This window comes from Halobacteriovorax sp. RZ-2 (genome assembly GCF_043196685.1).
GTDB lineage: Bacteria > Bdellovibrionota > Bacteriovoracia > Bacteriovoracales > Bacteriovoracaceae > Halobacteriovorax_A.
Genome location: NZ_JBEBMR010000001.1, coordinates 835946 through 860958 on the forward strand (window position 1 = coordinate 835946; position 25013 = coordinate 860958).

At 37.6% G+C, this 25013-nt stretch carries 27 protein-coding genes; 19 read left to right on the top strand and 8 right to left on the bottom strand.

What is annotated here, in order from left to right:
• Positions 1 to 3 precede the first annotated feature (3 nt).
• The gene (locus ABMA78_RS03965; protein ID WP_392857267.1) at positions 4 to 1890 is read right to left on the bottom strand and encodes a hypothetical protein; all 1887 of its coding nucleotides are present in this window, start codon (positions 1888 to 1890) and stop codon (positions 4 to 6) included.
• A gap of 309 nt (positions 1891 to 2199) precedes the next feature.
• Here ABMA78_RS03965 and ABMA78_RS03970 point away from each other — a divergent pair, with 309 nt between their 5' ends.
• Genes ABMA78_RS03970 through ABMA78_RS03980 form a run of 3 tightly spaced genes read left to right on the top strand, consistent with a single transcriptional unit; the run spans position 2200 to position 4260 of the window.
• Positions 2200 to 2982, top strand: coding sequence for a motility protein A (locus ABMA78_RS03970; RefSeq protein ID WP_392857269.1), 783 nt, complete (start codon positions 2200 to 2202; stop codon positions 2980 to 2982).
• A 2-nt stretch (positions 2983 to 2984) separates the two neighbouring features.
• Complete coding sequence (locus ABMA78_RS03975; RefSeq protein ID WP_392857271.1) at positions 2985 to 3722, top strand: flagellar motor protein MotB; 738 nt, start codon at positions 2985 to 2987, stop codon at positions 3720 to 3722.
• Positions 3709 to 4260 carry a hypothetical protein gene (locus ABMA78_RS03980; protein ID WP_392857273.1) on the top strand — a complete coding sequence of 184 codons (552 nt, stop codon included), beginning with the start codon at positions 3709 to 3711 and terminating at the stop codon, positions 4258 to 4260. The genes ABMA78_RS03975 and ABMA78_RS03980 overlap by 14 nt, the downstream gene beginning before the upstream one ends.
• On the opposite strand, the gene ABMA78_RS03985 is transcribed toward ABMA78_RS03980, so the two are convergent.
• Both ABMA78_RS03985 and ABMA78_RS03990 read right to left on the bottom strand, forming a co-directional pair.
• Positions 4257 to 4952, bottom strand: coding sequence for a hypothetical protein (locus ABMA78_RS03985; RefSeq protein WP_392857274.1), 696 nt, complete (start codon positions 4950 to 4952; stop codon positions 4257 to 4259). The genes ABMA78_RS03980 and ABMA78_RS03985 overlap by 4 nt on opposite strands.
• Before the next feature lie 119 nt (positions 4953 to 5071).
• Positions 5072 to 5245 (bottom strand): hypothetical protein, encoded by a 174-nt coding sequence (locus ABMA78_RS03990; protein ID WP_021266092.1) that lies wholly within the window; start codon positions 5243 to 5245, stop codon positions 5072 to 5074.
• 250 nt (positions 5246 to 5495) lie between these two features.
• On the opposite strand from ABMA78_RS03990, the gene ABMA78_RS03995 reads away from it, so the two are divergent.
• From ABMA78_RS03995 to ABMA78_RS04030, 8 genes are all read left to right on the top strand, one after another.
• Entirely contained in the window at positions 5496 to 6629 is a 1134-nt protein-coding gene (locus ABMA78_RS03995; protein ID WP_392857276.1) for an acyl-CoA dehydrogenase family protein, read from the top strand.
• Entirely contained in the window at positions 6629 to 7855 is a 1227-nt protein-coding gene (locus ABMA78_RS04000) for a hypothetical protein (protein WP_392857278.1), read from the top strand. Before ABMA78_RS03995 ends, ABMA78_RS04000 begins: the two co-directional genes overlap by 1 nt.
• A gap of 111 nt (positions 7856 to 7966) precedes the next feature.
• On the top strand, positions 7967 to 8872 hold the full coding sequence (locus ABMA78_RS04005; protein ID WP_392857279.1) for a diguanylate cyclase: 906 nt from the start codon (positions 7967 to 7969) through the stop codon (positions 8870 to 8872).
• 8 nt (positions 8873 to 8880) lie between these two features.
• Entirely contained in the window at positions 8881 to 10572 is a 1692-nt protein-coding gene (gene mutL, locus ABMA78_RS04010) for a DNA mismatch repair endonuclease MutL (protein ID WP_392857280.1), read from the top strand.
• Positions 10569 to 11528 (top strand): tRNA (adenosine(37)-N6)-dimethylallyltransferase MiaA, encoded by a 960-nt coding sequence (gene miaA / locus ABMA78_RS04015; RefSeq protein ID WP_392857282.1) that lies wholly within the window; start codon positions 10569 to 10571, stop codon positions 11526 to 11528. Before mutL ends, miaA begins: the two co-directional genes overlap by 4 nt.
• Positions 11529 to 11569: 41 nt before the next feature.
• Positions 11570 to 12412: a pyruvate, water dikinase regulatory protein gene (locus tag ABMA78_RS04020; protein ID WP_040314013.1), complete on the top strand. Its 843-nt coding sequence runs from the start codon at positions 11570 to 11572 to the stop codon at positions 12410 to 12412.
• A 113-nt stretch (positions 12413 to 12525) separates the two neighbouring features.
• A complete protein-coding gene (locus ABMA78_RS04025; protein WP_392857284.1) occupies positions 12526 to 13071 on the top strand; it encodes a hypothetical protein in 546 nt (181 codons plus the stop codon).
• A 48-nt stretch (positions 13072 to 13119) separates the two neighbouring features.
• The gene (locus ABMA78_RS04030; RefSeq protein ID WP_392857286.1) at positions 13120 to 13941 is read left to right on the top strand and encodes a hypothetical protein; all 822 of its coding nucleotides are present in this window, start codon (positions 13120 to 13122) and stop codon (positions 13939 to 13941) included.
• A 60-nt stretch (positions 13942 to 14001) separates the two neighbouring features.
• On the opposite strand, the gene rpsU is transcribed toward ABMA78_RS04030, so the two are convergent.
• Positions 14002 to 14226 carry a 30S ribosomal protein S21 gene (rpsU, locus tag ABMA78_RS04035; protein WP_021266202.1) on the bottom strand — a complete coding sequence of 75 codons (225 nt, stop codon included), beginning with the start codon at positions 14224 to 14226 and terminating at the stop codon, positions 14002 to 14004.
• Positions 14227 to 14389: 163 nt separating this feature from the next.
• On the opposite strand from rpsU, the gene ABMA78_RS04040 reads away from it, so the two are divergent.
• Complete coding sequence (locus tag ABMA78_RS04040) at positions 14390 to 15637, top strand: replication-associated recombination protein A (protein WP_392857289.1); 1248 nt, start codon at positions 14390 to 14392, stop codon at positions 15635 to 15637.
• Here the strand turns inward: ABMA78_RS04040 and ABMA78_RS04045 are convergent.
• Positions 15634 to 16038, bottom strand: coding sequence for a hypothetical protein (locus tag ABMA78_RS04045; RefSeq protein WP_392857291.1), 405 nt, complete (start codon positions 16036 to 16038; stop codon positions 15634 to 15636). The genes ABMA78_RS04040 and ABMA78_RS04045 overlap by 4 nt on opposite strands.
• A 232-nt stretch (positions 16039 to 16270) precedes the next feature.
• On the opposite strand from ABMA78_RS04045, the gene ABMA78_RS04050 reads away from it, so the two are divergent.
• Together ABMA78_RS04050 and ABMA78_RS04055 are read left to right on the top strand one after the other, a co-directional pair.
• Complete coding sequence (locus ABMA78_RS04050; protein ID WP_392857293.1) at positions 16271 to 17089, top strand: endonuclease I family protein; 819 nt, start codon at positions 16271 to 16273, stop codon at positions 17087 to 17089.
• Positions 17090 to 17221: 132 nt separating this feature from the next.
• Complete coding sequence (locus tag ABMA78_RS04055) at positions 17222 to 17974, top strand: endonuclease I family protein (protein ID WP_392857295.1); 753 nt, start codon at positions 17222 to 17224, stop codon at positions 17972 to 17974.
• Here the strand turns inward: ABMA78_RS04055 and ABMA78_RS04060 are convergent.
• Complete coding sequence (locus ABMA78_RS04060) at positions 17954 to 18088, bottom strand: hypothetical protein (protein ID WP_021265781.1); 135 nt, start codon at positions 18086 to 18088, stop codon at positions 17954 to 17956. The genes ABMA78_RS04055 and ABMA78_RS04060 overlap by 21 nt on opposite strands.
• Before the next feature lie 120 nt (positions 18089 to 18208).
• Here ABMA78_RS04060 and ABMA78_RS04065 point away from each other — a divergent pair, with 120 nt between their 5' ends.
• Complete coding sequence (locus ABMA78_RS04065) at positions 18209 to 18940, top strand: SAM-dependent methyltransferase (protein WP_392857298.1); 732 nt, start codon at positions 18209 to 18211, stop codon at positions 18938 to 18940.
• A 93-nt stretch (positions 18941 to 19033) separates the two neighbouring features.
• Positions 19034 to 19648, top strand: a complete 615-nt coding sequence (locus ABMA78_RS04070; RefSeq protein WP_392857301.1) for a hypothetical protein — start codon at positions 19034 to 19036, stop codon at positions 19646 to 19648.
• Between the two features lie 64 nt (positions 19649 to 19712).
• Here the strand turns inward: ABMA78_RS04070 and sucB are convergent, their stop codons facing one another.
• Positions 19713 to 21368: a 2-oxoglutarate dehydrogenase, E2 component, dihydrolipoamide succinyltransferase gene (gene sucB / locus ABMA78_RS04075; protein WP_392857304.1), complete on the bottom strand. Its 1656-nt coding sequence runs from the start codon at positions 21366 to 21368 to the stop codon at positions 19713 to 19715.
• A 20-nt stretch (positions 21369 to 21388) separates the two neighbouring features.
• On the bottom strand, positions 21389 to 22777 hold the full coding sequence (lpdA, locus tag ABMA78_RS04080; protein WP_392857307.1) for a dihydrolipoyl dehydrogenase: 1389 nt from the start codon (positions 22775 to 22777) through the stop codon (positions 21389 to 21391).
• Between the two features lie 232 nt (positions 22778 to 23009).
• Between lpdA and ABMA78_RS04085 the strand changes: the two genes are divergently transcribed.
• The 3 genes from ABMA78_RS04085 to ABMA78_RS04095 are packed head-to-tail and all read left to right on the top strand — an operon-like array spanning position 23010 to position 25012.
• On the top strand, positions 23010 to 23804 hold the full coding sequence (locus ABMA78_RS04085) for an exonuclease domain-containing protein (protein WP_392858012.1): 795 nt from the start codon (positions 23010 to 23012) through the stop codon (positions 23802 to 23804).
• A gap of 15 nt (positions 23805 to 23819) precedes the next feature.
• Positions 23820 to 24086 carry a hypothetical protein gene (locus tag ABMA78_RS04090; protein ID WP_392857309.1) on the top strand — a complete coding sequence of 89 codons (267 nt, stop codon included), beginning with the start codon at positions 23820 to 23822 and terminating at the stop codon, positions 24084 to 24086.
• Positions 24083 to 25012 carry a KamA family radical SAM protein gene (locus ABMA78_RS04095; protein ID WP_392857311.1) on the top strand — a complete coding sequence of 310 codons (930 nt, stop codon included), beginning with the start codon at positions 24083 to 24085 and terminating at the stop codon, positions 25010 to 25012. The genes ABMA78_RS04090 and ABMA78_RS04095 overlap by 4 nt, the downstream gene beginning before the upstream one ends.
• Position 25013 lies beyond the last annotated feature (1 nt).

The following is a 25013-nucleotide window of genomic DNA, read 5'->3' on the forward strand; positions in this document are numbered from 1 at the left end:
AAATTACTCAACCACCAGTGTTTGAATACTATTGTTAAATTCAGAGTATTTGTCTTCTTGGTACAGATAAGTAAGGGCACCAAAGTAATATGTTCCAGCAGGAATGAAAGGAATCGTAATTCCAAGTGCATTCTCTTCTGCCTCAAATCTTAAGTAGTCATTGTCGCCATTAACAGCATCACTGAAACTGAATGTTCCAGTAGTTGTCTTCATAAAGACAACATATCGGTCGTATACACCCTCTTCAGGTGGAGTCCATGAAATGGCCGCCGAATTATTTGAACTATCAAAGTACAGAGAGCTAATTCCAGTAAAGTCTTCATATGTAGGAGTCATAACTTGTGGAACAATACAACTCACAACTTCAGAGTCACGATTTGGCGTAACAACATCTCCAACGTAAACGAATGGTAAAAGAGCGAAGCAGTACTCTTCCGTCGAGTTAATATCGATCCCTCTAATTGAAACTTCCGTACCATTAGTAAAATCAAGAGTTGATGGATTTAATGATGTTGGATTATTTCCATCTGGAAAGTTAATAAATGTATCAATATATGGCTCTCCAGAACTTCTTCCTTTGACCTCAATTAACATTCCATCGATAACACCACTTGCTAGATCAACTGGCTCATAACTTAAGTAGATTTCATTAAGTGCCCAGTGGTAACGTGGGTTATTAACTTCTGTAATTCCAGAAAAGCTTACAAGCGGAGGGCTTGTGCGATAAACATTTGGAGAATTATAAATAATAGACTTACCTGGCGAACACAGAGAGTCTAGACACATAATAAGATATACTTCATATGAAGTATAAGGCTCTAGCTCAACAAGTTTTGACTTGCTATCTTCATATGTAACTTGCTTACAAAAGTAAGCAGTATCCGTCGTTTCCTGGCCATTACAAATATCGTCGCGACTATTCTTGTAAGTCGACCACGCCTCACCTGTTCCATTTTCTTTGTAGTAAATTCGATAATGATCAATGGCACCAATACCTGTTGCCCAACTTAAATCAAGAGAAGTTTTACCAGTACTATTACTTGGAGTCGTCACTTCAAAAGAGTCTAGGTCAACTTGAATATCACCTACACTATCACTTAGTGTCGTTGCACTTAAGTAGCTATTATTCTTTTCATAAAAGTAACTTGGATCTGAACTATACTTACTAAAACCGTGGTGAATACCTCTTACTCTTACATAGTAAGTTGTTCCAGGAAGAAGTCCGTTAACTTGTTGAGAAATCTTCTTTCCATCAACATAATTCACAATACGAGTTGGTGCTGTAAATGAAGTATCATCAAAAGCAACTGGAGTTGCTGTATCAGAATTAATTAAGACAACTTCATATTTTGAAACATCTGAGTCTTCAGGAATATAACCACCTGTACGCTCAGCTGCCGGCCACTCAATTAATAATGAGTTTTTAGAAGCTCCACCAGATAGATTTTTAATACTACCGATTCCTGTAAAGTTAGAAGTCTGATTTGAAAAAGTCGTCACAGATTTAAAGGCATCATTTACTGACTGCTGCCCCTTATCGTCTTTTGCCTGTACGTTGAAAACATATTGTTCATTGATATTTAGGCCAGTTACTGTATAGCGAAGAAATCCACGATAATCAGGAACCAGAGTTCGCCCTGGTACTGTAATTGGAGCGATAGCACCATCGTAATTGATGATATATGTTACTTTTAACGGGTCTAAATTAGACGGCGGGAAGTAAATTTCAACCTTATCGTGTGCTATTGCAAAAGCATCTTGAATCCCAGTGTAATTAATGACAGTCTCCCCATCATTAATCCCCTTTGTTAATTCAGAATTTGCATCCTCTACCTTACCAACACAGCTAAAAAGTAAAAAACAACTTAAAATCAGTAAAAATTTATTCATATCAATACCAAACATTGTGAAATTATTGCACGTAACTCATAGCGTCACATCGTTAATAATAGAATAAAAATATAACTATTTTAAGTTCTTAAAATTAAAGGAAAATTATTCCGAACAGTGATTATTGGTAAAATCATTAACTTTTCAATCTTGAGGACCGATGCCAACCATAGTTGCCTCTACATAGACGAGTAAAATGCTCTAAGTACTTTAATATACGATGGGAAAAAAGTGACCATATCGTAGAGAGTTAACCTAAGTAGTTAAAAATAGTAAAATTTTGTTATGAATATTTACAAAGGTGAATAAATGAATATTTTTTCTTTAATTGGACTAATAATATCGGCCGGTGTTCTCTTTGCAGGGCTAAGAATGTCTTCGAGCAACTTAGGCCTCTTCGTTGATGGGCCATCCCTCTTTATTGTTATAGGTGGAACTTTCGCTGCAACTTCCGTAGCTTTCCAACTAAATAAGATTGGTGCTCTCTTTAAAATTTTCCTTAAGCAATTTCTTGGTGGAAAAATGGTCAATTCGGCCGAAGTTATCAAAGAGATCATGCAAATATGTGAAGCTTACCGTTCAGGGGAAGCTGCAGAGAACCTACCAGGTAAAGCAAGCGATGAGTTCCTAAAGGAAGGACTTGAGTTAATCGCAGATGGATTCCTTCAAAAAGAAAAGATTATCGAAATTCTCGAACAACGTGCAGTTAATATGCATGCTATTCGTAGTGAAGATACAAGAAAGATTAAGACCCTTGGTAAATTCCCACCGGCATTTGGAATGATGGGAACAACAATTGGGATGATCGTACTTCTTGCCAACCTTGGTGGAGCCGATGCCATGAAAATGATTGGGCCGGCCATGGGTGTATGTCTTATTACAACACTATATGGAGTAATCATTGCCAACTTAGGGTTCATCCCAATCGCTGAGAACTTAGAAGATATCCAAATTCAAATGGAAACTAAGGACAATATCATCATCGAAGGAATTAAGCATATCCTAGACAAGTCTAACCCGGTTCTTGTGGCAGAAGAGTTAAACTCATTCCTTTTACCAACTGAAAGACTAGACTGGAAATCAGCGAGTTAATAATGGCAGTTAAGAAAAAAGCAGTAAAACAAGATAGCGGGGGCGGTGAAGGCGATTGGATGACATCATATGCAGATATGATGACCCTAATTGCATGTTTCTTCATTCTGATGATGGCCTTTGCTAATTACGATCCAGTGGGGTTTAACAAGAAAGCAAAGGACCTCTCAACTTCCTTTCAAAAGGACAAGTATAAAAGTTCAGAAACAGAATTGTCAGAGCTAACAGAAGAAATATCAAAGCACCCTGAACTTGAAAAAAATAGTAAAATATCACTCGTTGATAATGAGCTAATTATTTCATTTTCAAGTAGTATCCTCTTCCCTGAAGGGAGTACTAAGTTAAGTAAGAGCAGTATTCAATCTCTTGATACAATGATTGATATTATCAGAACAAAGAACCCTAACTATCGTATTATGATTGAAGGGCATACTGACTCTGATGAAAGAAGTATTGCTCCAGGAATCGAAGGGCCGTGGCAATTAGGAGCAGTTAGAGCTGCAAAAGTTCTTTCTCGCTTTGAGTACTTTGGTTTTCCTCCAACGACACTTGCTGCTACAACAAAGGGTGACTCTGAACCTCTTATTACAAAAGAAGAGCTCGAAAAGTTAAAAGAAAAAAATAAAAAGAAAGTTTTCTTTAACCCAAATAGAAGAGTTATTATTAAAGTTGTAGAACCTAAAGATCCAAAATCTAAAATCAAATTTGGATTCGGGATATATTTTAATGACAAGAAATAAGCTTAAAGACTTTATAAAATTTATCGTTGTATTTGTCGTATTCTTAGGAGTAACGATTCCAACTTATCTTTTTCTAGTTCCTTCAGTGGCACAAGAAAGAATTAATAAGATAGATTACGACAAGTGCATCCAACAAGATAAGCAGACAGAGTATCAATCATGCCTTAGACGCGATATCACACAAATTATCTCTGTTGCAAGGCCAATTGACGTTACTACAATTGAAGAGTTTATCTATTCACTCTACGAGCGTGACTTAAAAAACAGCTCAACTAATGAAGAACAAAGTATCGCTGCTCTACTCTATCTTGAGAATATGGCTATTTACTTTAACAGTATGAGAGAAATTTCGATTGCAAGAAATAATATTACATTCCTGGATGTATTCTTTATTGGCAAGACACGAGAAGATCTTTCGAAACGCTATAAGGAATTTATGAGTACGATCGATGTCATGGACTTCAGGGCCCTACCGAGCGACATTACTTATCGAAAGGATATGGCCATGAATCTTCTTTCAAAATTTGAGAACAATTAGAACTCCATATTATTTGAACGCCACTCATCTGACTCAACAGCACTCTTTTGGTTAGTAAGTACTCTAGCGTTCACCGGCTTATTTCCTTTAAATTGAACAACATGACGTGTAGCACTTGCTGGTGCACGCGTCTTTAGACCAGCACTATCAACTTCGGCCATCATCTTACGTCCCATACGAGTGATCGTTTCAGTACTCGCTCTGTTGTGTGCATCGAGACGTTTTTGGTATTCATTTTCGATTTGTGCAAGTTGAGTCTTGTACTCTAGCTCAGACATCTTTAAGTTCTTAAGCTTATCAATTTCAAGGTTGGCCTTGGCGAGATCAACTTTGCTTTTTGCAATAATGGCATTCAATGAATCCACGTGAGCAACTTTACTTTTTAGAGTTTCCTTTGAAATTTCTTGGATCTTCTTGTCTGCCATATATTTCATCGAATTCATCTGAAGATCTGCAATCTCTTTAGTTAAAGAAACATTCACCTCTTTTAACTGAGCAACTTCAGATGACTTCTTATATTGTCCAACACCCATAAGAACTGCACAGAGTGCAAGTGCTACATTTGTAAGATTCAAAGAAGAGCTCCCCTTTTTGGCCTTCTTCTTATTCTTGCTAGCAACACGAACTTTCTTTGCTTTTCCGTTGCTGATGACATTTTTGTGAGTTGGTCTAAATTCTTGTAGTGTTTTCATATTCAAATTATAAAAGTTATCGGGATAGAAACGAAGAATTTCGGTAGTGAAGTTATAAAATCAAATACTTAGCTTAGAAGTGACTAAGATTTTAGCGACAGAATTCTGTGGCACGACACTTAAAATCCAGCGAAGCTCGCTGCAAATTGCTTTGCTAATGGATACAGAATTAAGTGCATGATAGTGATCACGGCCATTGAGGCAATCAAGAGCATGTAGGGAAACGAATTCGTTAACTCAACTTCTTCTACATTGGCCTTATCAGAATGGGCCAAATTGATATCGTGTCTCATTGTATTCTCCTTGCTAGCGCCTAGGAAGGGAATTTCACCCTTTGTACTATTGTATCGCACAAACTCATTAAATAAAACCTAGTTAATGGCTCTACCTTCTAACATACTGTAATTACGTTTAAGAATTCAAGCAGCTCACACTGAATTTCATAAAATTTAACCATTTATGATTTATTTGGTACTGTAGGTGGATTTTATAATGAATTAAATGACTTAAAGAACTTACTGAAGAACTCAAAAGGATATAGATATGAATGAGATGCAAAAAGAGATCGTTGAAGGACTAAAGCGTTTTCGCCTTGAAAAAATCGAGCCACATATGGAGCACGATGACTTTGAAGGTAAGTTTCGCATGGAAATCTTCAATGAGCTTGGAGAGCTTGGCTTCACAGGAATGACTGTTTCAGAAGAATATGGAGGTCTAAATCTTCCTGTTCAAGATTATAGTTATGCATTAGAAGAAATTGCAAAATCTTCAGTTGCCTATGCTGTGACAATCTCAGTTTCATCAATGGTTCAATCTATCCTCGATACATTTGGGAACGAAGAACAAAAGCAAAAATACCTTCCTGAATTAACTAGTGGTCAGGCAATTGGTGCTTTCGCACTTTCTGAATCAGGCGCTGGTTCAGATGCAGCAGGACTTAAAACGACTGCAAAGAAAGTTGATGGTGGATATATTCTAAATGGTTCAAAACTTTGGATCACTTCAGGTGGTATTGCTAAAACATATATCGTCATGGCAAGAACTGGTGGCGAAGGAGCAAAAGGTGTTTCTGCATTTATCGTAGAAGATGGAATGGAAGGATTCTCATACGGTAAAAAAGAAAGAAAGATGGGATGGAATATCTCACCTACTCGCGAACTTCTTTTTGAAAACTGCTTTGTTCCAGAGGCCAACCTTCTTCAAAAAGAAGGAGAAGGATTTAAAGTTGCAATGAGTGGCCTCGATAAAGGACGTATTGCCATTGGTTCTATCTCTGTAGGTTGTGCAACTCGTGCTCTTGATGAAGCAATTAAGTACTCACTAGAGAGACAACAATTTAAGCAACCAATCTTTGACTTCCAAGGACTGCAATTCATGATGGCCGATATGGCCTGTGATGTAGAGGCCGCAAGACTACTTGTTCAAGCTGCTGCTAAGTCAATTGATGATGGAGCCTCTAATCAAAAACTTGCTTCAATGGCAAAGATGCGTGCAAGTGATACAGCAATGAAAGTAACAACAGACGCTGTTCAAATTCTTGGTGGTGTTGGTTATACAAAAGAATACCCTGTTGAAAGATTTATGAGAGATGCAAAAGTTCTTCAAATTGTAGAAGGAACAAATCAAATTCAAAAAGTTGTCATTTCTCGTCTTCTTAAGAAGGAATACGGAGCCTAATGAAAATTTCAATTAACTCCTTTATTCAAGAACAGGACAAGTCAGAGCAAGTCTCAACGGAAATTGAAAAATTTCAAACGAACCCTCGCTTTGAATTTGTAACAAAATTAAGTGAAGAGTATTATCCACAACAATGTGTTGATATATTTAATAAATATAGTGACCGTCGTGACTTTATCCAAGTCGGTATTGGCGGAAGTGCACTTGGCCCAGAGATGCTTGTAAGCGCACTTAAAAAAGATATGAAACGCCGTTTTTATTTCTTTAATAATATTGATCCAGATGACACGAACCAATTATTAGAAAGTATTGATTTAAAAAATTCTCTAATCTATGTGGTTTCAAAGTCTGGAGGAACGGCAGAGACTCTTGCTTCATTTGCAATCCTTGCTAATGAATTGGTTAAGAGTGGAATTAAAGAAGAAGAATTTAAGAACTACTTTGTCTTTGCAAGTGATCCTGAAACCTCTCAACTGAGAGAGCTTGGAGATGAACTTGGTATTACAACACTAGATATTCCAACAAATATTGGAGGCCGTTTTAGTGTCCTGACTCCTGTAGGCCTTCTCCCTGCCCTTTTTGCAGGGATTGATATTCACGCTCTTTGTAAGAGCGGCCTTGAATATGGCCATTCACTAAAAGAGTCACAAGAGTTTAAAGAAGTAACCAACACTTTCTTAAATCATCAAGAGCAAGGCTACGATCAAACAGTCATCATGCCTTACTCGAGTAAGATGAAAAACTTTGCATATTGGTTCGTCCAACTATGGGCCGAAAGTCTTGGTAAGAAGAAAGAAGATGGTTCACGAATTGGTCTGACTCCAATTCCTTCATATGGTGCAACTGATCAGCATTCACAAATGCAGCTATTCATGGAAGGGCCACTTAATAAAGTGATGCTACTCATCCATGTTAAAGAGTTCGAAAACGATTTTAGATTAAGTAATTCATTCAATCATCCGAAATTACAAAAACTCGGAAAGTATACTTTGAAGAACTTAATGGACTCGGAATTCTATGGAACTCAGAAAGCTTTAGAAGAACAAAAAGTTCCACATATTACTTTTGAAATAGAAAAGCTAAACGAACAAGGTTTGGCCAAGTTGATTGTATTCTTCGAGTACTTGACAGCTATCACAGGTTATTGCCTAAATATTGATCCTTTTAACCAACCTGGAGTTGAGGCCGGAAAAATATATAGCTTTGAATGGCTTGATAACCTATGAGAAATACTCGATTTAGACAGATAGAAATGTTTTCCAATCTTGATTAAAATCGGGGCGCTAGTTAAAATCTACAGGGAAAACAATCTATTATAAAGTACTGAAAGGACGAATATGAGTGATGACGCTACTCTAGTATTAACTGACATCAAAGCTGCCCTAGCATCAGCGAATAAAGAAGCCGAAGATAAGCCTGCGGCCCTTCTTGTTGTTGGTGGTGATTTAAACGGTACTCTTTTCGATTTAAAAGAAGAAGAGATTACAGTTGGTCGAAGTGCAAAGTGTGATATTCCACTTGAATTTAATGGAATCTCAAGAGAGCACTTTAAACTAGTTTCATCAGCAGATGGATATCAGGTAGTTGATCTTGGTTCTAGAAATGGAACTTTCTTAAATAACAGTAAAGTTGAGGCCCCTACTGAATTACAAAAAGGTGACATCATTAAGATGGGTGCAATGGCGCTAAAATACCTTCCAAAAGGTGATCCAGAAAGACTTACATATGATAAGCTTCAACTAGAAGCTAATACAGATGGACTAACTGCTTGCTACAACAAGTCTTTCTTCAATAAGAAACTTGATATTGAAGTAAAGAAGTCAAAAGTAACTGGTACTCCACTTTCTCTTATTGTTTTCGATCTAGATCACTTTAAGAAACTTAATGATAATTACGGACACGATGCTGGTGACTACGTTTTAAAAGAACTAGCAGAAGTTATCCGTTCAAATGGAATTAGAGAAACAGATATCTTTGCCCGCTACGGTGGAGAAGAGTTTGTTGTCCTACTTCCAAAAACAAATATTAAACAATCATACGAAATCGCTGAGCGCCTAAGAAAGGCCGTTGAGACTCACGATTTCATTTACGACGATAATAAGTTACCGGTAACTGCATCGATTGGTGTTTCAGACTACAGACAGGGAGTTAGTAGCGGAACAGACCTATTTAAAAGGGCCGACTCTGCAGTATACAAGTCCAAGGAAGGTGGAAGAAACCAGGTTAATTTCTATCGCGACTAGTTCGTACAATGGAAATATCAGAAAATACACAAAATAGAATTAACCTTCTTCCCGAACACTTAATTGATCAAATCAAGGCCGGTGAGGTTGTTGAACGCCCGGCCAATGTTCTTAAAGAATTACTAGAAAATTCAATTGATGCAAACTCAACTAAAGTTCGAGTTACTATTATCAATGCAGGACTTGACCTCATTGCAATTGAAGACAATGGTGATGGAATGTTCTTTGATGAACTCCCCTACGCCTTCTGCCGTCACGCAACTTCTAAAATAAATAATTTTGAAGATATTTATCGCCTCAATACTTTTGGCTTCCGTGGAGAAGCTCTAGCTTCCATCTCTTCGGTTGCACGTATCTCTTGCCACTCTGCCCCTCGCTCTAATCCAGAAGAAGGTGCAAAGTATGTCATTCACGGTGCGCGAACAGTTGAGCATTCAAAGTATTCAACACATAAGAGTGGGACTTCGACTTATGTCAAAGACCTCTTCTTCAATACGCCAGTTCGTTTAAAATTTGTGAAGTCTGGTCAAAGTGAGAAGAATGCACTTAAGCGTGTTATCAATTCTTTCTTAATTAACTACCCACAAGTTGAGTTCTCTATTACTTGGGATGATCAAGACCCAGATATTTACCGAGCTCAAGAGCATACAGTTAATCGTGTTGGTGAAATTTTTAAGAAGAAGTCACGTAAAAATAGACCAGAGATACTTCAGTCCTATGGTGAGTATCTTGGTTCAAGTTGTCAGTTCTATATTTCAAAAGATGCCTCTAAAGGTTATAGCGGTAAGCAACAGTTTCTCTTTGTAAACAACCGCCTTTTTACTGATAAGAAGATCCATCAAATCATTATTCGAAATATGGAAAAGTTTTGGCCTCAGGGCCTAACTGGTGATTACATCATGCAATTTAAGGTTCCCGAAAATGAAATTGATGTAAACGTTCACCCTAATAAAACCATTATTAAATTTTTAAAGAGTAATGAGATTTTCTCTCTAACGAGTGCAACAGCAAAGAAACTCATTTCAGAGAATCAAGATCATATTACAGAAAATCACTCATTGGAGATGAATGAGGAAGAAGCGAATTTTAATTCTCTTTCAAGTGCCCTCTTCAACCAAGGTGCAGATAATATCGTTGCCGACAATTTTGGTGGCGGATTAAATCTTCAAAGATTTCAAAATGAGCTCAATCAATCAACGGACTTTCATGGCCAGAGTTCTCTGTTTGGAGAAAATGCTAGTGGCCAACAAAGTGAGCTTACAATTTCGGCCTTAGGAGAGAATGTCTTTCTCTTTAATCACGTTGAAAGAGGTCCATACTTTGTAGACGCACAGGTCTTCTTAGACGAAGCTTGTGAACAAATTGATATTGATAATATGACTCCTCTGTTAATTTCTGAGCCTATCTCAAAAGATATCTCTGATATGGAAAATCTTGCGCAATATATGACAATGGGAATTGAGATCGAGCGTCTTGATGGACACACATGTGTTCTAAGATCTGTCTCTCATGTATTTGAAGACCTTCCTTACGCAAAGATTGCGACTAATATTATTAACGGAAGTGAACTGCTTGAAGATTTAGAGCTTCAAGTGAATGAGGTCAGAAAACTCCTTTCATTTACTTCATTCTACGATCTTGTTGAGAAGAAAATTGCAAAGAAAATCTCACCAAAGAAATTGAGAAAATTATTAAAATGACAAAGAAATTGATTCTTATATTAGGGCCTACGGCCTCTGGAAAAACAGGCATTAGCATTGAGCTAGCCAAGCGAATTGGTTTGGAAAAGTGTCACGTTATCAATTTCGATAGTGTCCTCTTTTATAATGAATTAAATATTGGAAGTGCTAAACCTGACGAGAAAGAGATGGACGGTGTTCCCCATCACCTCGTTAGCATCTCCCCTATTACGAATGAACTTAATGCATCCGACTTTGTGGAGCTAGCAAAGAATAAAATCAATGAGCTACATGCAAGAGGAATTATTCCTATTCTTGTTGGAGGAAGTGCCTTCTACCTTAGAAGTTTAATTCGTGGCATGTACGAGTCGGAATCAACAGATGAGGCCATTCAACAAGAGGCCCGTGCGCTCTATGAGAAAGAAGGTATGGAGCCAATTGTCGACTACCTTAAGACTCACGATCCTGAATCTCTTGAGAACCTTCATGAGAACGACCACTATCGTCGCACTCGAGCCTACGAGTATCACCGCATGACGGGCAAGAAGATCTCTGAGCAAAAGAAGCAGGCCGATGACCAGGGAGCCTATGACTTTTCAACAAATATTCACGGTTGGGAAACTCTAAATATCTGCCTTGATTTACCAAAAGAAGAACATTGGGAAATTATTTTAAAACGCACAAAGCAGATGCTCTCTCAAGGTTTATTAGATGAAGTCAAAGAGATCATGGGAGATAGTAAGCATCATGCTGAACTTAAGGCCTTAAAGACCATTGGCTACAAAGAAAGCATCCAATTCTTAAATGGTGAGATTACATCTGAAGAGGAATTAATCGAGAAGATTTATTTTGCAACTCGCCGACTTGCGAAGTCTCAAAAAACCTTCCTAAAGAAAGTGACTCCTTTATCTCGCTTTCACCCATTAAGTCAGCGAAATGACATCTATAACCTTGTCGAAGACTTCATTCTTGAATAAAGTAGATTAAAGAATTAAATCGAGGCTAAATTTTGAAAAAGATGAAAATAATTATTATTTCTGATGGAACAGGTTCAACAGCAAAAGCGATTAGTCGCGCGGCCATGACACAATTCCCAGAAAGCGAAGTCTTCTATACAGGTTTTAAAAATGTTCGCACAAAGGAACAAATTAAATCAATTTTTGACGAAGCAGCTATTCATCACGACCTCGTTATTTATACAATCGTTTCAGCAGAACTTAGAGAATATACAAAAGAAATCTCAATGCAAAAGCATGTGCGCTCCCTTGATCTAATGGGGCCAGTTTTAACGACTTTCTCTAATTACTTTCATCAAGAACCTAAGAGTGAGCCAGGTCTTCTACACGCAGTGAACTCAGAATACTTTGACCGTGTTGCGGCCATGGAGTTTACGCTTAACCACGATGATGGAAGGAATGTTGAAACTCTCCACCTAGCAGATGTTATTCTTGTGGGGATTTCTCGTACATCAAAAACACCTCTTTCAGTGTACCTATCTCAACACGGAATCAAGGTTGTAAATATCCCTATTATCAATGGACAAGATCTTCCAAAAGAACTCTTTGAAATAGACCAAAGAAAAATCTTTGCCCTAACGATTGACCCTGAAGCACTTTATTCAATTCGTAAAAACCGTTTAAATAAACTTGGCGCAACTGAGCACACAGGTGATTATGCGGACACGAATAAAGTAATCGAGGAACTCGAATGGGCCAATGAAATTTTTGGCAAGAATAAGAGATGGCCGGTATTTGATGTTACTGACCGCGCCCTAGAAGAGACGGCCACAGATATCATGAAACTGCTTCAAATGAGAAAGAATAATATTTTCAAGCAGTTAATGAGTGAGTCTGACGAATAAATTCCATGATAATTAGTTAAATTTCAAATTTTATAGGAAATTTACTTAACTTAATACCCAATCGTTCCGATTAACTAAATAACATTATCAATTTAGTAACTACGGGGTTCGTTGTGTCTAAGGTCTTATTTTCTGGAAAAATCAAAGTTAAAGGTGCTGGAGCTGATGTAGTTTATAAATTCGATACTCAAGAGCCTACCTTTGATGAAGTGATGATGAATAATTTTTCTCACCTTAATTTTTCAGAGAATGAAAAAAGAGTTCTGACTGCTAAAAACAGAAAAGATATCTTCAAGTTTGAAAACTTAAATACAAAAGAAATCGAAAAATATTCAAATGACCTTCTCTCTCTTATTAAAAGAGTTAAAAGCGATAGAATCCAAATTGAAACATCAAATGCCGGTGCCTTTATTTGCTTGGCCCTTATTTATTCAGGTAAGATTCCTTCTCACCTCGATGTTCACTTCAAGCTTCATGGAGCACCATTAAGATTATTTCCGAGAAGTTTAGCAAAGAATAAAATTCCAAGACACAATATTTCAATTTCACTTTGTAACATTGATAGCTGGGTTCAAGAATTTCGCTCTCTTCAAAAGAAACCAAAGTTCATTGAACTAAGTCATATTTCTCCTCAAGCAGACCTCGATCTGGTTGGTTAAGAGTTCATTTCATTGACATTTTGCGCCACCTCTTCAATCATTTAAGAAGTGAAGAAAATAATTTTTGCCATTCTTTTAACGCTTTCAAGTTTTGCCGAGTATCCGTACTTCAAATTTGATTCATCAAAACTAAAGCTAAGTGATTATAGCTATCGTCGCTATGTACGTCCGCAACTTCGTTCAATCAAGAATGACTTCTACTATATCGTAAAGAGAATCACCTACACATCTCAAGACTTTATCAACTTAAGAGAGAACACATTGAAACTCGTTCTTCAATTTGATGGTGCATATAGTGATTGCAAGAAAAATCAAAAGACCTGCTATCAACACATAAAGGAAGTCATTCCGCTTATTCAAGCAATTGAGCGAAATATCAAAAAGCTACGAGAAGACTTTATTTCTCTACCAAGTAAGCAGTACGGAAATGTTGATGATTATATCAACCTTATCTCTCTTCTTGATAATATCGATAACCTCAACCTTAGGATTCAGTCTTATATTCAACTTCTTCACCTTACAGAGGGTACTAATTTCTCGACTTATACTCCTCATATTGAAAAGTATAAGAATTACGTTGGTAAGATGTATAACTATTCAAATGATGCCTTCATCTACATTATTCCAAATGAGTTAAAGCCATCTTTTGAACAATTTCTTGATAACTTCCTCTCACCTCTGGAATTAAAGATGATTCCAGAACTCGATAGACGCTGGTTTATCGATCGCCTTGGTGATCTCAATATGCAATGGAATGTTTTTCACATGGACCTAGAAAAGGGCCAAACAGGATTTCCAAGAGAGTATGTTCGTAACGTTAAGGTTATGCACGCTCGTTGGAATAGTATTTTAAAATTGATGTTTTACTAGCCTACATATAAGAAAAGGCTCCTTACGGAGCCTCTCTTTATATAAGAAATTTAAATCAAATTAGATTTTAGAACCTCTACTGTACTTCGTCTGAGTTTTCTTTCTTCTCTTCTCAGCCGCTTGTAGCTTTTCTTTATTTCTAATAGAAGGCTTCTTATACTCTTGTCTCTTTCTGTATTCTCTAATAACACCGAAAGCTTCGCAGTATCTCTTGAATTTCTTAAGAGCTCTTTCCGCACTTAATCTTTCATCGATCTCGATTTTGATTGAGTAATCTTTAGACATAACATTCACCTCCTTCTATTTTTTTTTCTCAACGCCTTTAACGACGCATTTGCGAGATTTATTAGCACGTTACTACATGCAAATTTTGTCTAGCTTTAATTGGTATGTTAAATTACACGACGGCCCCACAGTGTGTCAATGGCCAATAACGAATAGGTAATATATGCAACAAGGCTTATTTAACGCAAAAGACAACAAAGTTACTCCCCTGGCCCATCAGGTTAGACCTGAGAGTAGACAGGATTATGAAGGCTTTGACGCGCTTGCTAGGCGCTTTCCCTTTCTTAGGGGTGAAAGTATTCCTTCTCTTATTATCTGGGGACCTCCAGGAAGTGGAAAGACGACTCTGGCAAAGGTCTTAGGTAATGAAATTCATGCAAATTTCTATGAATTCAGCGCCGTTTTATCAGGTGTTGCAGACCTAAAGAAGCTTATTCAAAAGGCCCAGGAAGAGGCCCGCGACTTCCAAAGAAAGTCCATTATCTTTATTGATGAAATACACCGCTTTAATAAGGCCCAACAAGATGCTCTACTTCCTCACGTTGAGCAAGGTAGCTTTATCCTAATTGGTGCAACAACTGAAAATCCACGTCGCTCAGTGAATCGAGCTCTTCTGTCGCGCATGAAGATCATTGAGCTTAAGTCATTTACAACAGATAAGATTCGCTCACTTATAAAGAGAACGATCAGTAAGCTTGAAAAGGATCTATCGCAAGAATATCTCGAACTTATTTGCGACTACGCAAATGGTGATGCAAGAATCGCTCTTGGTAGTTTAGAAGTTATCTTCTCTCTTCTTGAGCAAGAAGACGAAATTGATTTTGAAACTGTTAAAAATATCATCAAAGAGAACTCTCGTAATTTTGATGCTGGTGGAGATCGTCACTATGATGTGATTTCTGCCTTTATTAAAAGTATGCGTGGAAGTGACCCTAACTCGGCCATTCTTTGGTTAGCTGTTATGCTTGATGGTGGCGAGGACCCTGTCTTTATTGCCAGACGACTTGTTATCTTTGCCAGTGAAGATGTTGGTAATGCTGATCTAAATGCACTGACAGTAGCAACGAATGCCCTTCATGTTGTGCAAAATATTGGAATGCCTGAAGCAAGAATCACACTCGCTCAAGCGACGACTTATCTTGCCAGTACAGTTAAGAGTAATGCTGCTTATAATGCTATAAACGAGGCCCTAGCCTACGTTGAAAACTCACAGACGATTGAGGTTCCTGAGCATTTAAAGAATTTTCCAGATAAGTTTCACAAGGTAAAGTATCAGTACCCGCATAGTTTTGAGGGCTCATTTGTAAGACAGCAATATGCTCCAAAAGGAACACCAAAATTCTATCAACCTAAAGAGATAGGTGTTGAGAATAATATTAAAAAGCGCTTATCAGAATTATGGGGTGATTAATCCCAACGAGAATAAACAACAAAAGCGTCTGTTTGTAGATCTTTTGTCACAAAGAAGAATCCCATATTCGATTCAACATAGCAGCTCATTGAATAGTCTTGTCCAGGAACAAGCTCTACACAACGGCTCTTAGCACGCCCTGATGGTGTTTTAGAGAAGTTAATTGTGTTATGACTATTACATCCATTAAGCTCAAGAGTCGTTCTAATGATAGCAATTGCTTCATCTAGAGGTCTTCCCTCGAAATCAATATCTGCATCAACCTCATCTGTATTAACTTTAAAGGCACGGCTATCGACATTAAGATCATATGTTAGCTTCTTAATACAATTAAGAGTTGTCTTAGTGTAAGCAAATGCACTTGAAGATATAAGCAATGATGCAAGTAAGATGTATTTCATATTAAGTTAGCCTAATAGTGTTGTTATTTTCTTTGGTGACTTATACAAAAACACACTAAATAAATCCAGATTTTTCGGATCTTTTGTCAAAGTTTCATTAAGAGCAATGCGTCTAATAGCTGAAAATAGATTCTGTGTCAGATTTTATTAGAAAAACTTAAGATTCCTATTAGCCAATTTAATAATTATGTCATATAAAAGTTTCACACACACAAACACCAAAGGGGATTTGATGAAAATCGCAATCGTTCTATCAACACTACTTTTCGCTCTTACGAGTAATGCTGCAGAATTAGACAACTACTACCCAAAAGAAACAAAAGACGTTCTTTCTAGAGGTGGAGAAGAGCTAAAGAGTTACCTTTTTGAAGTTCTAAACTCAACTCACCAAAAGACAAACTCTCAAGACGTACTTGGTTGCGACTCTAAAAACAAAGGTCGTTGTTATGGCCAAAGAAGCCTTGGATACAAAGGTGCTAGAAAAGTTCTTTTCGGAAAAATCCACTTAAAAGAAGATGATAAAGGTTACTACATTAAAGATGTATACTGCCAAAAAACACTAAGAAGATACCAAACTCGTTCAATGGGTCCAGGGCAAATCCCTAACTCAAACGTTCTTAACTGTGAGCATACTTGGCCACAATCTAAATTTACTGGTCGTTTTGATAAAGGACTTCAAAAGTCAGACCTACACCACCTATACCCAACTGATTCAAAAGCAAACTCTGTAAGAGGTAACTACGAATTTGATAATGTAGATGGTTTCCCAGTAGATTATGAAGATTGTACAGCTTCTCAAACTCAAGGTAACGGTGCATTCGAGCCACCAGCTGATCACAAAGGAAATGTTGCAAGAGCACTTTTCTACTTCTCTGTAAGATACGATATCTCAATCTCAAGCAACCAAGAAAGAGTTCTTAGAGAGTGGGACAAGCTTGATCCAGTTGATGCTGAAGAAAGAGAAAGAAACGAAATTATCTATTCTGTACAAAATAACAGAAACCCATTTATTGATATCGCTAACCTAGCTGATAAGATCAATAACTTCTAATAATTGACTAATCCATTTCAGTACTAATATTGGCCTTCTGTTAAGAAGGCCTTTCTATTTGATTTTTTATTTTGCAAAACCTTTTATCTTTGAGATGCTTTTATGTACAGGAACATTATCAAGGATTAGATTTTGAAATTAAGACTCTTAGTAGTGGCATTATTGGCCCTAACGACCACTGCCGGATATTATCCGGAATCATTTAAAGCAGATATCGCAAATGATCTCTTAAAAAATGAAAACCTAAGAACAAAACTACAGAAAATTACCAGTCAAAATCACACAAAAAATTCATACTCTCAGGCCAAGCGCTACCTATTTAATGAATTACATTTAAGATACGATGAAAGTAACCAACCTTATGTAAAAGGCGTTTACTGTAATAAAGTATTCAATGAAAGAACTCCAAATATTGGACCGATTGGTAATGGAAGAATTCCTAACCACCAAATTGTAAACTGTGAACACACTTGGCCTCAGTCGAAATTTACTGGTGGTTTTAGCTCAAAGCTACAAAAGGGTGACCTTCACCACCTCTTCCCGACTGATTCTAAAGCAAATAGCGTACGTAGTTCAAATGACTTTGGTGATATTAAAAGTGGAAAGAGTGCGACAAGAGATTGCTTTGCTTCTCACTCAGATGGACACTTCTTTGAGCCACCTACAGAGCACAAAGGTAACGTTGCTCGTGCAATGTTCTACTTTGCGACACGCTATGGAGCAAAGATTAATAGTAGAATGGAGAACTATCTAAGAAGATGGCATGCGGAAGATCCAGTAGATAGTGAAGAGATCGAACGCAATGATAAAATCGAGAGGATTCAAGGAAATAGAAATCCTTTTATCGACTTTCCTGAGCTAGTTTCAGATATCAAAGACTTCTAATATATTTTCAACTTTTTGGCGGCCTTGTAAATTGAGGCCGTCAATAAATACCGTCGTCACCGCAGCATTCGCTAAAGTCACAAGCAAACCTAAAAATACTAAAAACTTAATCATAGGAACCTCCTATTTGGCTTCTTAATATATTTTAAACACTTAATTAAAGTTCTCACAAATTCTAATTGATTAAGATTTCATGAAGATAGAATTTTAAAGAAAATAGGAGTATAAAAAACTATGTTTCAAATAATTCGAAAATTACTTAGTCAGAAGGGATTCAACGCTAAAGCAAAGCAGGCCTTTTCAAATTACTACCGTTTTGCAAAAGAATCACAATCATATCTAACATATTGTAAAGAAATGCATGGAATTGACTGTTTCATGCAAAATAACCTTTCAAAGAAGCAATTCTCGGCCCTAACATCCCACTTTAAGCCTCATCAGAAAGTTCTCGATATTGGCTGTGGTACAGGTCAGTTAACATCTTACTTTGCCAAAAAGTACAAGCTAAAGGCCAAGGGATTTGATTTAGTTGAAAGTGATCATGAGTATAAAGAAGCAAATTATGAAACAACATGGCTGGGAGAAAACGAGTTTGACCTTGTGATCTCACTAGATGGCTTCTATATGCTAAATGACCTTTATCGCACTTTAAATAAGGTTATGGACAGCCTAAAGCCAAAGGGAAAATTCATCCTCACTTATACTTCCGAGAGGCCATTTCACAAGACTCGACTTGGTAAGGCCTTAGCTAATAAGTATAAGGATAAATTTGAAGTTCAGGATTTCACTCAAGATGATCTTATTTTTAATAATAAGGCCAAGGAACTGCTAGAAAAGCTGGCCCCTGATTTTATCGCTGAAGGAAACTCAAACCTATATCGTACTAAGTTCAACGAGATTAATAAGAATGTTGAGTCACACAAGGCCAAGAAGATGTATCGAAGCCTTGTTACTATTTATAAGTAGTTAGAAATTTAGTTTGTTGGCCAACTGTTTTCTTTGTTAAGCTTTTGTGAACTTGTTTTACTTCAATATCGATGAAATCTATAGTTCATAGTTATGAAGAAGCTAGTACTGATATCCTTTGCCCTTATCCTAACCTTTAAAACTTTTGCTGCTGAAGTCTCAGGTATTGCCGTTTCTAGTCACGTTAATGAGTTCTCAGTTGTTGACTCAAAATATGCGAGGGAAATCTATCTAGGCCTACCTGTTAAGAATACCTATGCCGATCTCGTCCATGGCCTTGTCTTTCGCTACCACAAGTATTTCTTTTGTGTACGAGAACCAAGTCATAAATTTCATTGTCACCTTTACTTGAATGGCTTAGGAAGCGGACAATTGTCTGCCTTTGACAAGGATACGGATTTTGGTAAAGGCACCATTAGTGAATTTCTTGGAACCTCAAAGGCCAATGGAAAATCAACTATTAGCTACGATAATAATACCTTAAGAATCAAATTTGATTCCCATCTAGCGAAACGCTTCTGGGATAAACTCGATCTTATCGCCGAGAGCTATCATACAATTGGAAATAAAAAATACGAGGTAAGAAAAGGAAAGCACCTTAATTGCTACGTTGAAAAGAATGAGAAAAAAGATATCTACCAATGCCAATTTAACGTTACGATCAAGACAATTCGGCCAAAGATTGAAATTGATAAAGAGTTGAATTAGAACGAAATAGGAATAAAAAAGGCTACCATCGGTAGCCTTTCTTATTATGAAAATTTAAAACTTCTTAGAATAATTGTGCCCAATCAGTAGTCTGAAGAGTGTTGATTACGTGTCTAAGGAATTTAGAACCAATCTCACCATCAATTAGTCTGTGGTCATATGTATGAGTTGCATACATCATCTGACGAATTGCGATTGCATCATCTTCAGTAACAATTGGACGCTTCTTCATTGTACCAACACAGAAGATACCAAGTTGTGGTTGAAGGATAACTGGAGTTGCTGCAAGAATTCCAAATGATCCGTTATTTGTGAAAGTATAAGTTCCACCTGACATATCATCCATTGTAAGCTTCTTAGCTCTTGCCTTTTGAACAAGCTCATCAAGCTTTCTTGCCATACCTCTAATATTTAAGTTATCAGCACCTTTGATTACTGGAACCACTAGACCATTACCAGGAACAGCTACAGCACATCCAAGGTTGATATCTTTCTTCATATGAATCTCATCTCCAACAATTGAAGAGTTAACCATTGGGAACTCTTTAAGTGCTTGAACAAGAGCATAAAGAATAAAGTGAGTATAAGTTAGAGAGAAACCTTCTTCTTTTTTGAATTGGTTCTTAAACCCTTCTCTAAACTTAAATAGGTTCGTCATATCAACTTCATCAATTGAATTAACGTGTGGTGAAGTCATTTTAGAAGCGATCATATTCTTAGCAATCGCTTTTCTCATATTATCCATTTTGATAACTTCAACACGTCCGCTTGTTGCAGATGGAACTGAAGCTGCTGCAGGAGCAGGTGCTGCTTTGGGAGCCGGAGCTGCCGCTGGCGTAGGTGCCGCTGCTGGAGCTGAAGTTGTTGCAGCAGGAGCTGCCCCTCTATTATTTAGGTAGTTCATGAAGTCAGCTTTGTTAACACGTCCGCCTGCTCCACTACCTTTAAGGTGTGCTAATTCATTAACATCAACTCCGTGCTTTTGAGCAAGAGTTCTAACAAGTGGTGTGTAGAAACGACGTCCTGCTGGAACTGAAGCTGCTGCTACAGGAGCTGCTGCAACTGCCGCTGGTGCTGCCGCTGCTGGAGCGCTTGCTACTGCTGCTGTCGTAGTCGCTGCTGCACCAAATGCTTTAGAAGTATCTGTTTCGATAGCTGCGATTTTAATCCCAACATCAATTGTCTCACCTTCTTCAAAAAGAATTTGTTCAACACGACCTGCATATGGTGATGGAATTTCTGATTCAACTTTATCAGTCGAGATCTCAAGAAGAATTTCATCGATTTCAATCATATCACCTGGCTGCTTGTGCCACTTAGTAATTGTACCGTTAGTGATTGACTCTCCCATTTGCGGCATAACAACATCTTCAAGAGTATCTGAAGAAGAAGCTACTGCTGCAGGAGCTGGTGCTGCCTCAGGAGTTGGAGGAAGTGTTTCAGCAGCAGGTGCCGCTGGAGCTGCCGATACAGCTGCGTTTGCATCATCATCGATTGCTGCGATTTTTACACCAACATCAATAGTCTCACCTTCTTCAAAAAGAATCTCAACGATCTTTCCAGAGAATGGCGATGGAATTTCTGATTCAACTTTATCAGTCGAGATCTCTAGTAGGATCTCATCGATTTCAATCGTGTCACCAACTTGCTTGTGCCACTTTGTAATCGTTCCGTTTGTAATAGACTCACCCATTTGTGGCATTACGATATCATTTTTCATATTCAGTCCTTATATATAAATTAAAAGTTTATTGATCTACCTTTAGCGTTTAACACAGACTCAGCTAGGAATTCACCTAAAGTTGGGTGTGGGTGAATTGTTGCGAACATTTCTTCATCAACACCTTCCATTTGTCTGAACAGTACATACTCGTGAATAAGTTCAGTTGCATGAGTACCTACAATATGTGCACCAAGCATTTCTCCATCTTCACCCATAAGAGTTTTAACAAACCCTTCTGTTTCGTTAGATGCCATGGCCTTACCATTTGCAGTAAATGGAACCTTACCAACTGAGTATTTAATACCTTGCTCTTTAAGAGCTCTTTCTGTGTAACCAACAGATGCAACTTGTGGCTGACAGTAAGTACAACCAGCAACATTCATCTTATCTAGTGGGTGTGGATGAAGACCTGCAATTGCTTCTGCTGCAATAATACCTTCGTGAGAAGCTGCGTGCGCTAGAAGTGGTGGCCCAGCAAGGTCACCAATTGCGTAAATATTAGGTACATTTGTTTGGTAAGTATTATTTACGGCAACAAATCCACGATCTGTTTGAACACCAACAGTCTCAAGCCCGATACCGTCGATATTTCCTGTCATACCAACAGCGATTAGACCCATATCAAACTTATGCTCAACAGTCTTTCCACCTTTTACTTCAGTGATTGTTACGTCATTACCATTGTTCTTAGCTGAAACTTTTTCAACACCAAGAGACATTTTAATCCCGTATTTCTTATATGCTTTTTCTACAACTTTAGATGACTCTTCATCTTCAATTGGAAGTAAGTGCTTTTGAAGTTCAAAGATATGAACATCAACACCAAACGCATTCCAGAAGTAAGCAAACTCAACACCAATTGCACCTGCTCCGATGATCCCAATTGACTTTGGAAGCTCTTCCATTTTAATCGCTTCCCAAGCACCAATTAGTCTCTTCCCATCATGCTCAAGTCCAGGGAATGAGCGGTAGTGAGCACCAGTAGCAAGGATGATATTTGTTCCTTCAATTGTTTCAGTGTGACCACGAGATGAAGTAACTTCAACTTGTGTATTTGTGCGAAGTTTTCCGTATCCTTCAAAAACTTCAATTTTATTTTTCTTCATTAGGTAAGCAACACCACCAGAAATCTTAGCAGAGATTCCCTTTGCACGCTTAACTGCTTGGCCACCGTTTAAACCTTTAAGTTCAACATCAATACCAAGATCTTTCATATCAGCAAGCTCGTGTACACTGTGAGCTGCTTTAAGAACCGCTTTAGTTGGAATACATCCACGGTTAAGACAAACACCGCCAAGCTCTTTACTTTCTACGATAGCAGTCTTCTTTCCAAGTTGGGCTGCACGAATAGCGGCGACATATCCACCAGGCCCAGAACCAATAACAATAACATCAAATTTCTTCATAAAAATATTTCCTCAAACTATTGACCATAAGGCCCATAATCAGTAATAAAAGTTAAGATTTAAGGTTCTTCAACGTACTAAAATTATTTAAAATTGGCATGACACGTTGCTACGATTCGTTAATATTTACAAATCGTTGTAACTGCCCTCTATAAGCCAACTTAAAGGGATTATCATTAATTTTACACAGAGCGAAATTAAAAATATCAATAAGTATTTCCCAGAAGGCCTTATAGCACTCGATCTAGAGACCTCTGGACTCTCCCCTTTAGTTGACGAAATCATTGAAATTGCGGCTATTAAAGTCATCGGGAACAAAATCGAAACTTTTGAAACCCTTGTAAAACCTAAAAATCCAATTCCAGAATTCACAACAAAAATCCATGGTATCACTGATGAGATGGTTAAAGACTCTCCTTCAATTGAAGAGGTCTTACCAAAATTTCTTGAGTTCTGTGGAACTCACACTCTCGTGGCCCATAATGCAAAATTTGATATAGGCTTTATCGTCTTTGCCATGCATCAACTTAAGATGGAATTACATAAAGCTAAAGTTTATTGCTCATGCAAGCTTTCTCGTAAATATGTCAAAGGAAGCGAGAACCATAAACTAAGTTCATTGTGTAAACATTTTGATATTCCACTTGAGAACCACCATCGTGCACTAGACGACACAGTCGCGTGTCTGCGAGTTTTTGCTAAAACTCTCGATGAAGTAAAGTCGAATCGTCAGCTCAAAGAAGGTGAAATCTTAAATATTCAAGATTTCAGAAAGGCCAATATTGCAGAAGCTCCTGAAACGATTCAAAAACTTCAGCAACATATTGCTAAACAAGAAGTGATTGATATCAAGTATAAGGGTGGAACTTACAAAGGTAAGTTTAGACCAATAAAACCTGTTGCCTTACTTCCCATGCCAGCGGGAGATGTTCTCTACGCTCACTGCCTACTTACAGATATCTACAAGTCTTTTGCCATTAAAAAGATTCAAGAAATCCGTGAGCATGTTGAAAATGACTCAAAGTAGTTATATAAAGACGCCATGTTAGCAGGAAAATCAATCTCATATAAAATCCAATTTGTTGTGATCTTCATCATTCATATCGCCTTACTCTATTGGATCTACTGGTTACTTCAAAACACAGGTGTTCTTTCAACGGTTAGTGTAATGCTTCACTTTACAGGAGTTGCACTTTACGGTGCCCTTCTTATTCGTGGTTGTGCAGCTTGGGCCAAGTGGCATCATTTAAACGACATTAAGAAGTACGAAGAAGCACAAAGAAATCAAGAAGATCAAGATCAAAAATGAGAAAAGGACTTCGCAGCACAGATGAAGTCAATGCTCGCTTTGGTCTTAATTTAGAACCATCTCGTTACGAAGTATTTATTCCAGATCATATAAATGAAATCATTCAGAAAGAAGGTCTAGACGGCATCCACGCCAAACAATTTCTTCCTTCACATGAAGAGGACTCTGATACAGGGCTTGAAGACCCTATCGGTGACCAAGAAAAGTATGTCGCTCCTCAACTTATTCATCGCTACGATAATCGCGCCCTCTTTACACCGACGACAATTTGTCCGGTAATTTGCCGCTACTGTTTTAGAAAGAACGAATTAAGTGACAAGCATGAAATCTTTAAGGCCGACTTTGAAAAAGTTATGACTTACCTCAAGGCCCATCCAGAAATTAATGAAGTCATCTTCTCTGGAGGTGATCCATTCATGCTTGCAGCTTCAAAGATTGATTTTTACTTAAGTGAGTTTAGTAAAATAGAGCATATTAAATTCATTCGCTTTCATACGAGAACTCCGGTCTCTCTTCCAAATTATATTGGTAATGAAGTGATTGAAGTTCTAAACAATTACAAAAAAGTTTTTAACGATATCAATATTGTTATTCACATTAATCACGCAGATGAGATCACAAGTGATGTACGTGATTGTCTTGCAAGACTTGGAAGCAATTTTTCTTTGCTTTCACAATCAGTACTGTTAAAAGGCGTAAATGATAGTGTCGATGATTTAGTAAAACTGATTTATGCACTACATGAACTTGGGATGAGACCTTACTATCTCCACCACCCTGATCAGGCAAAGGGTGCCATGCACTTTTATCTCTCACAAGAAGCAGGCCGTGAGATTTACCGCAAGCTACGCCGCCAAATTCCAGGCTGGTTACTGCCTCAGTATATTCTTGATTCACCAGATGGCTCTGGGAAGCGCAACTTATAAC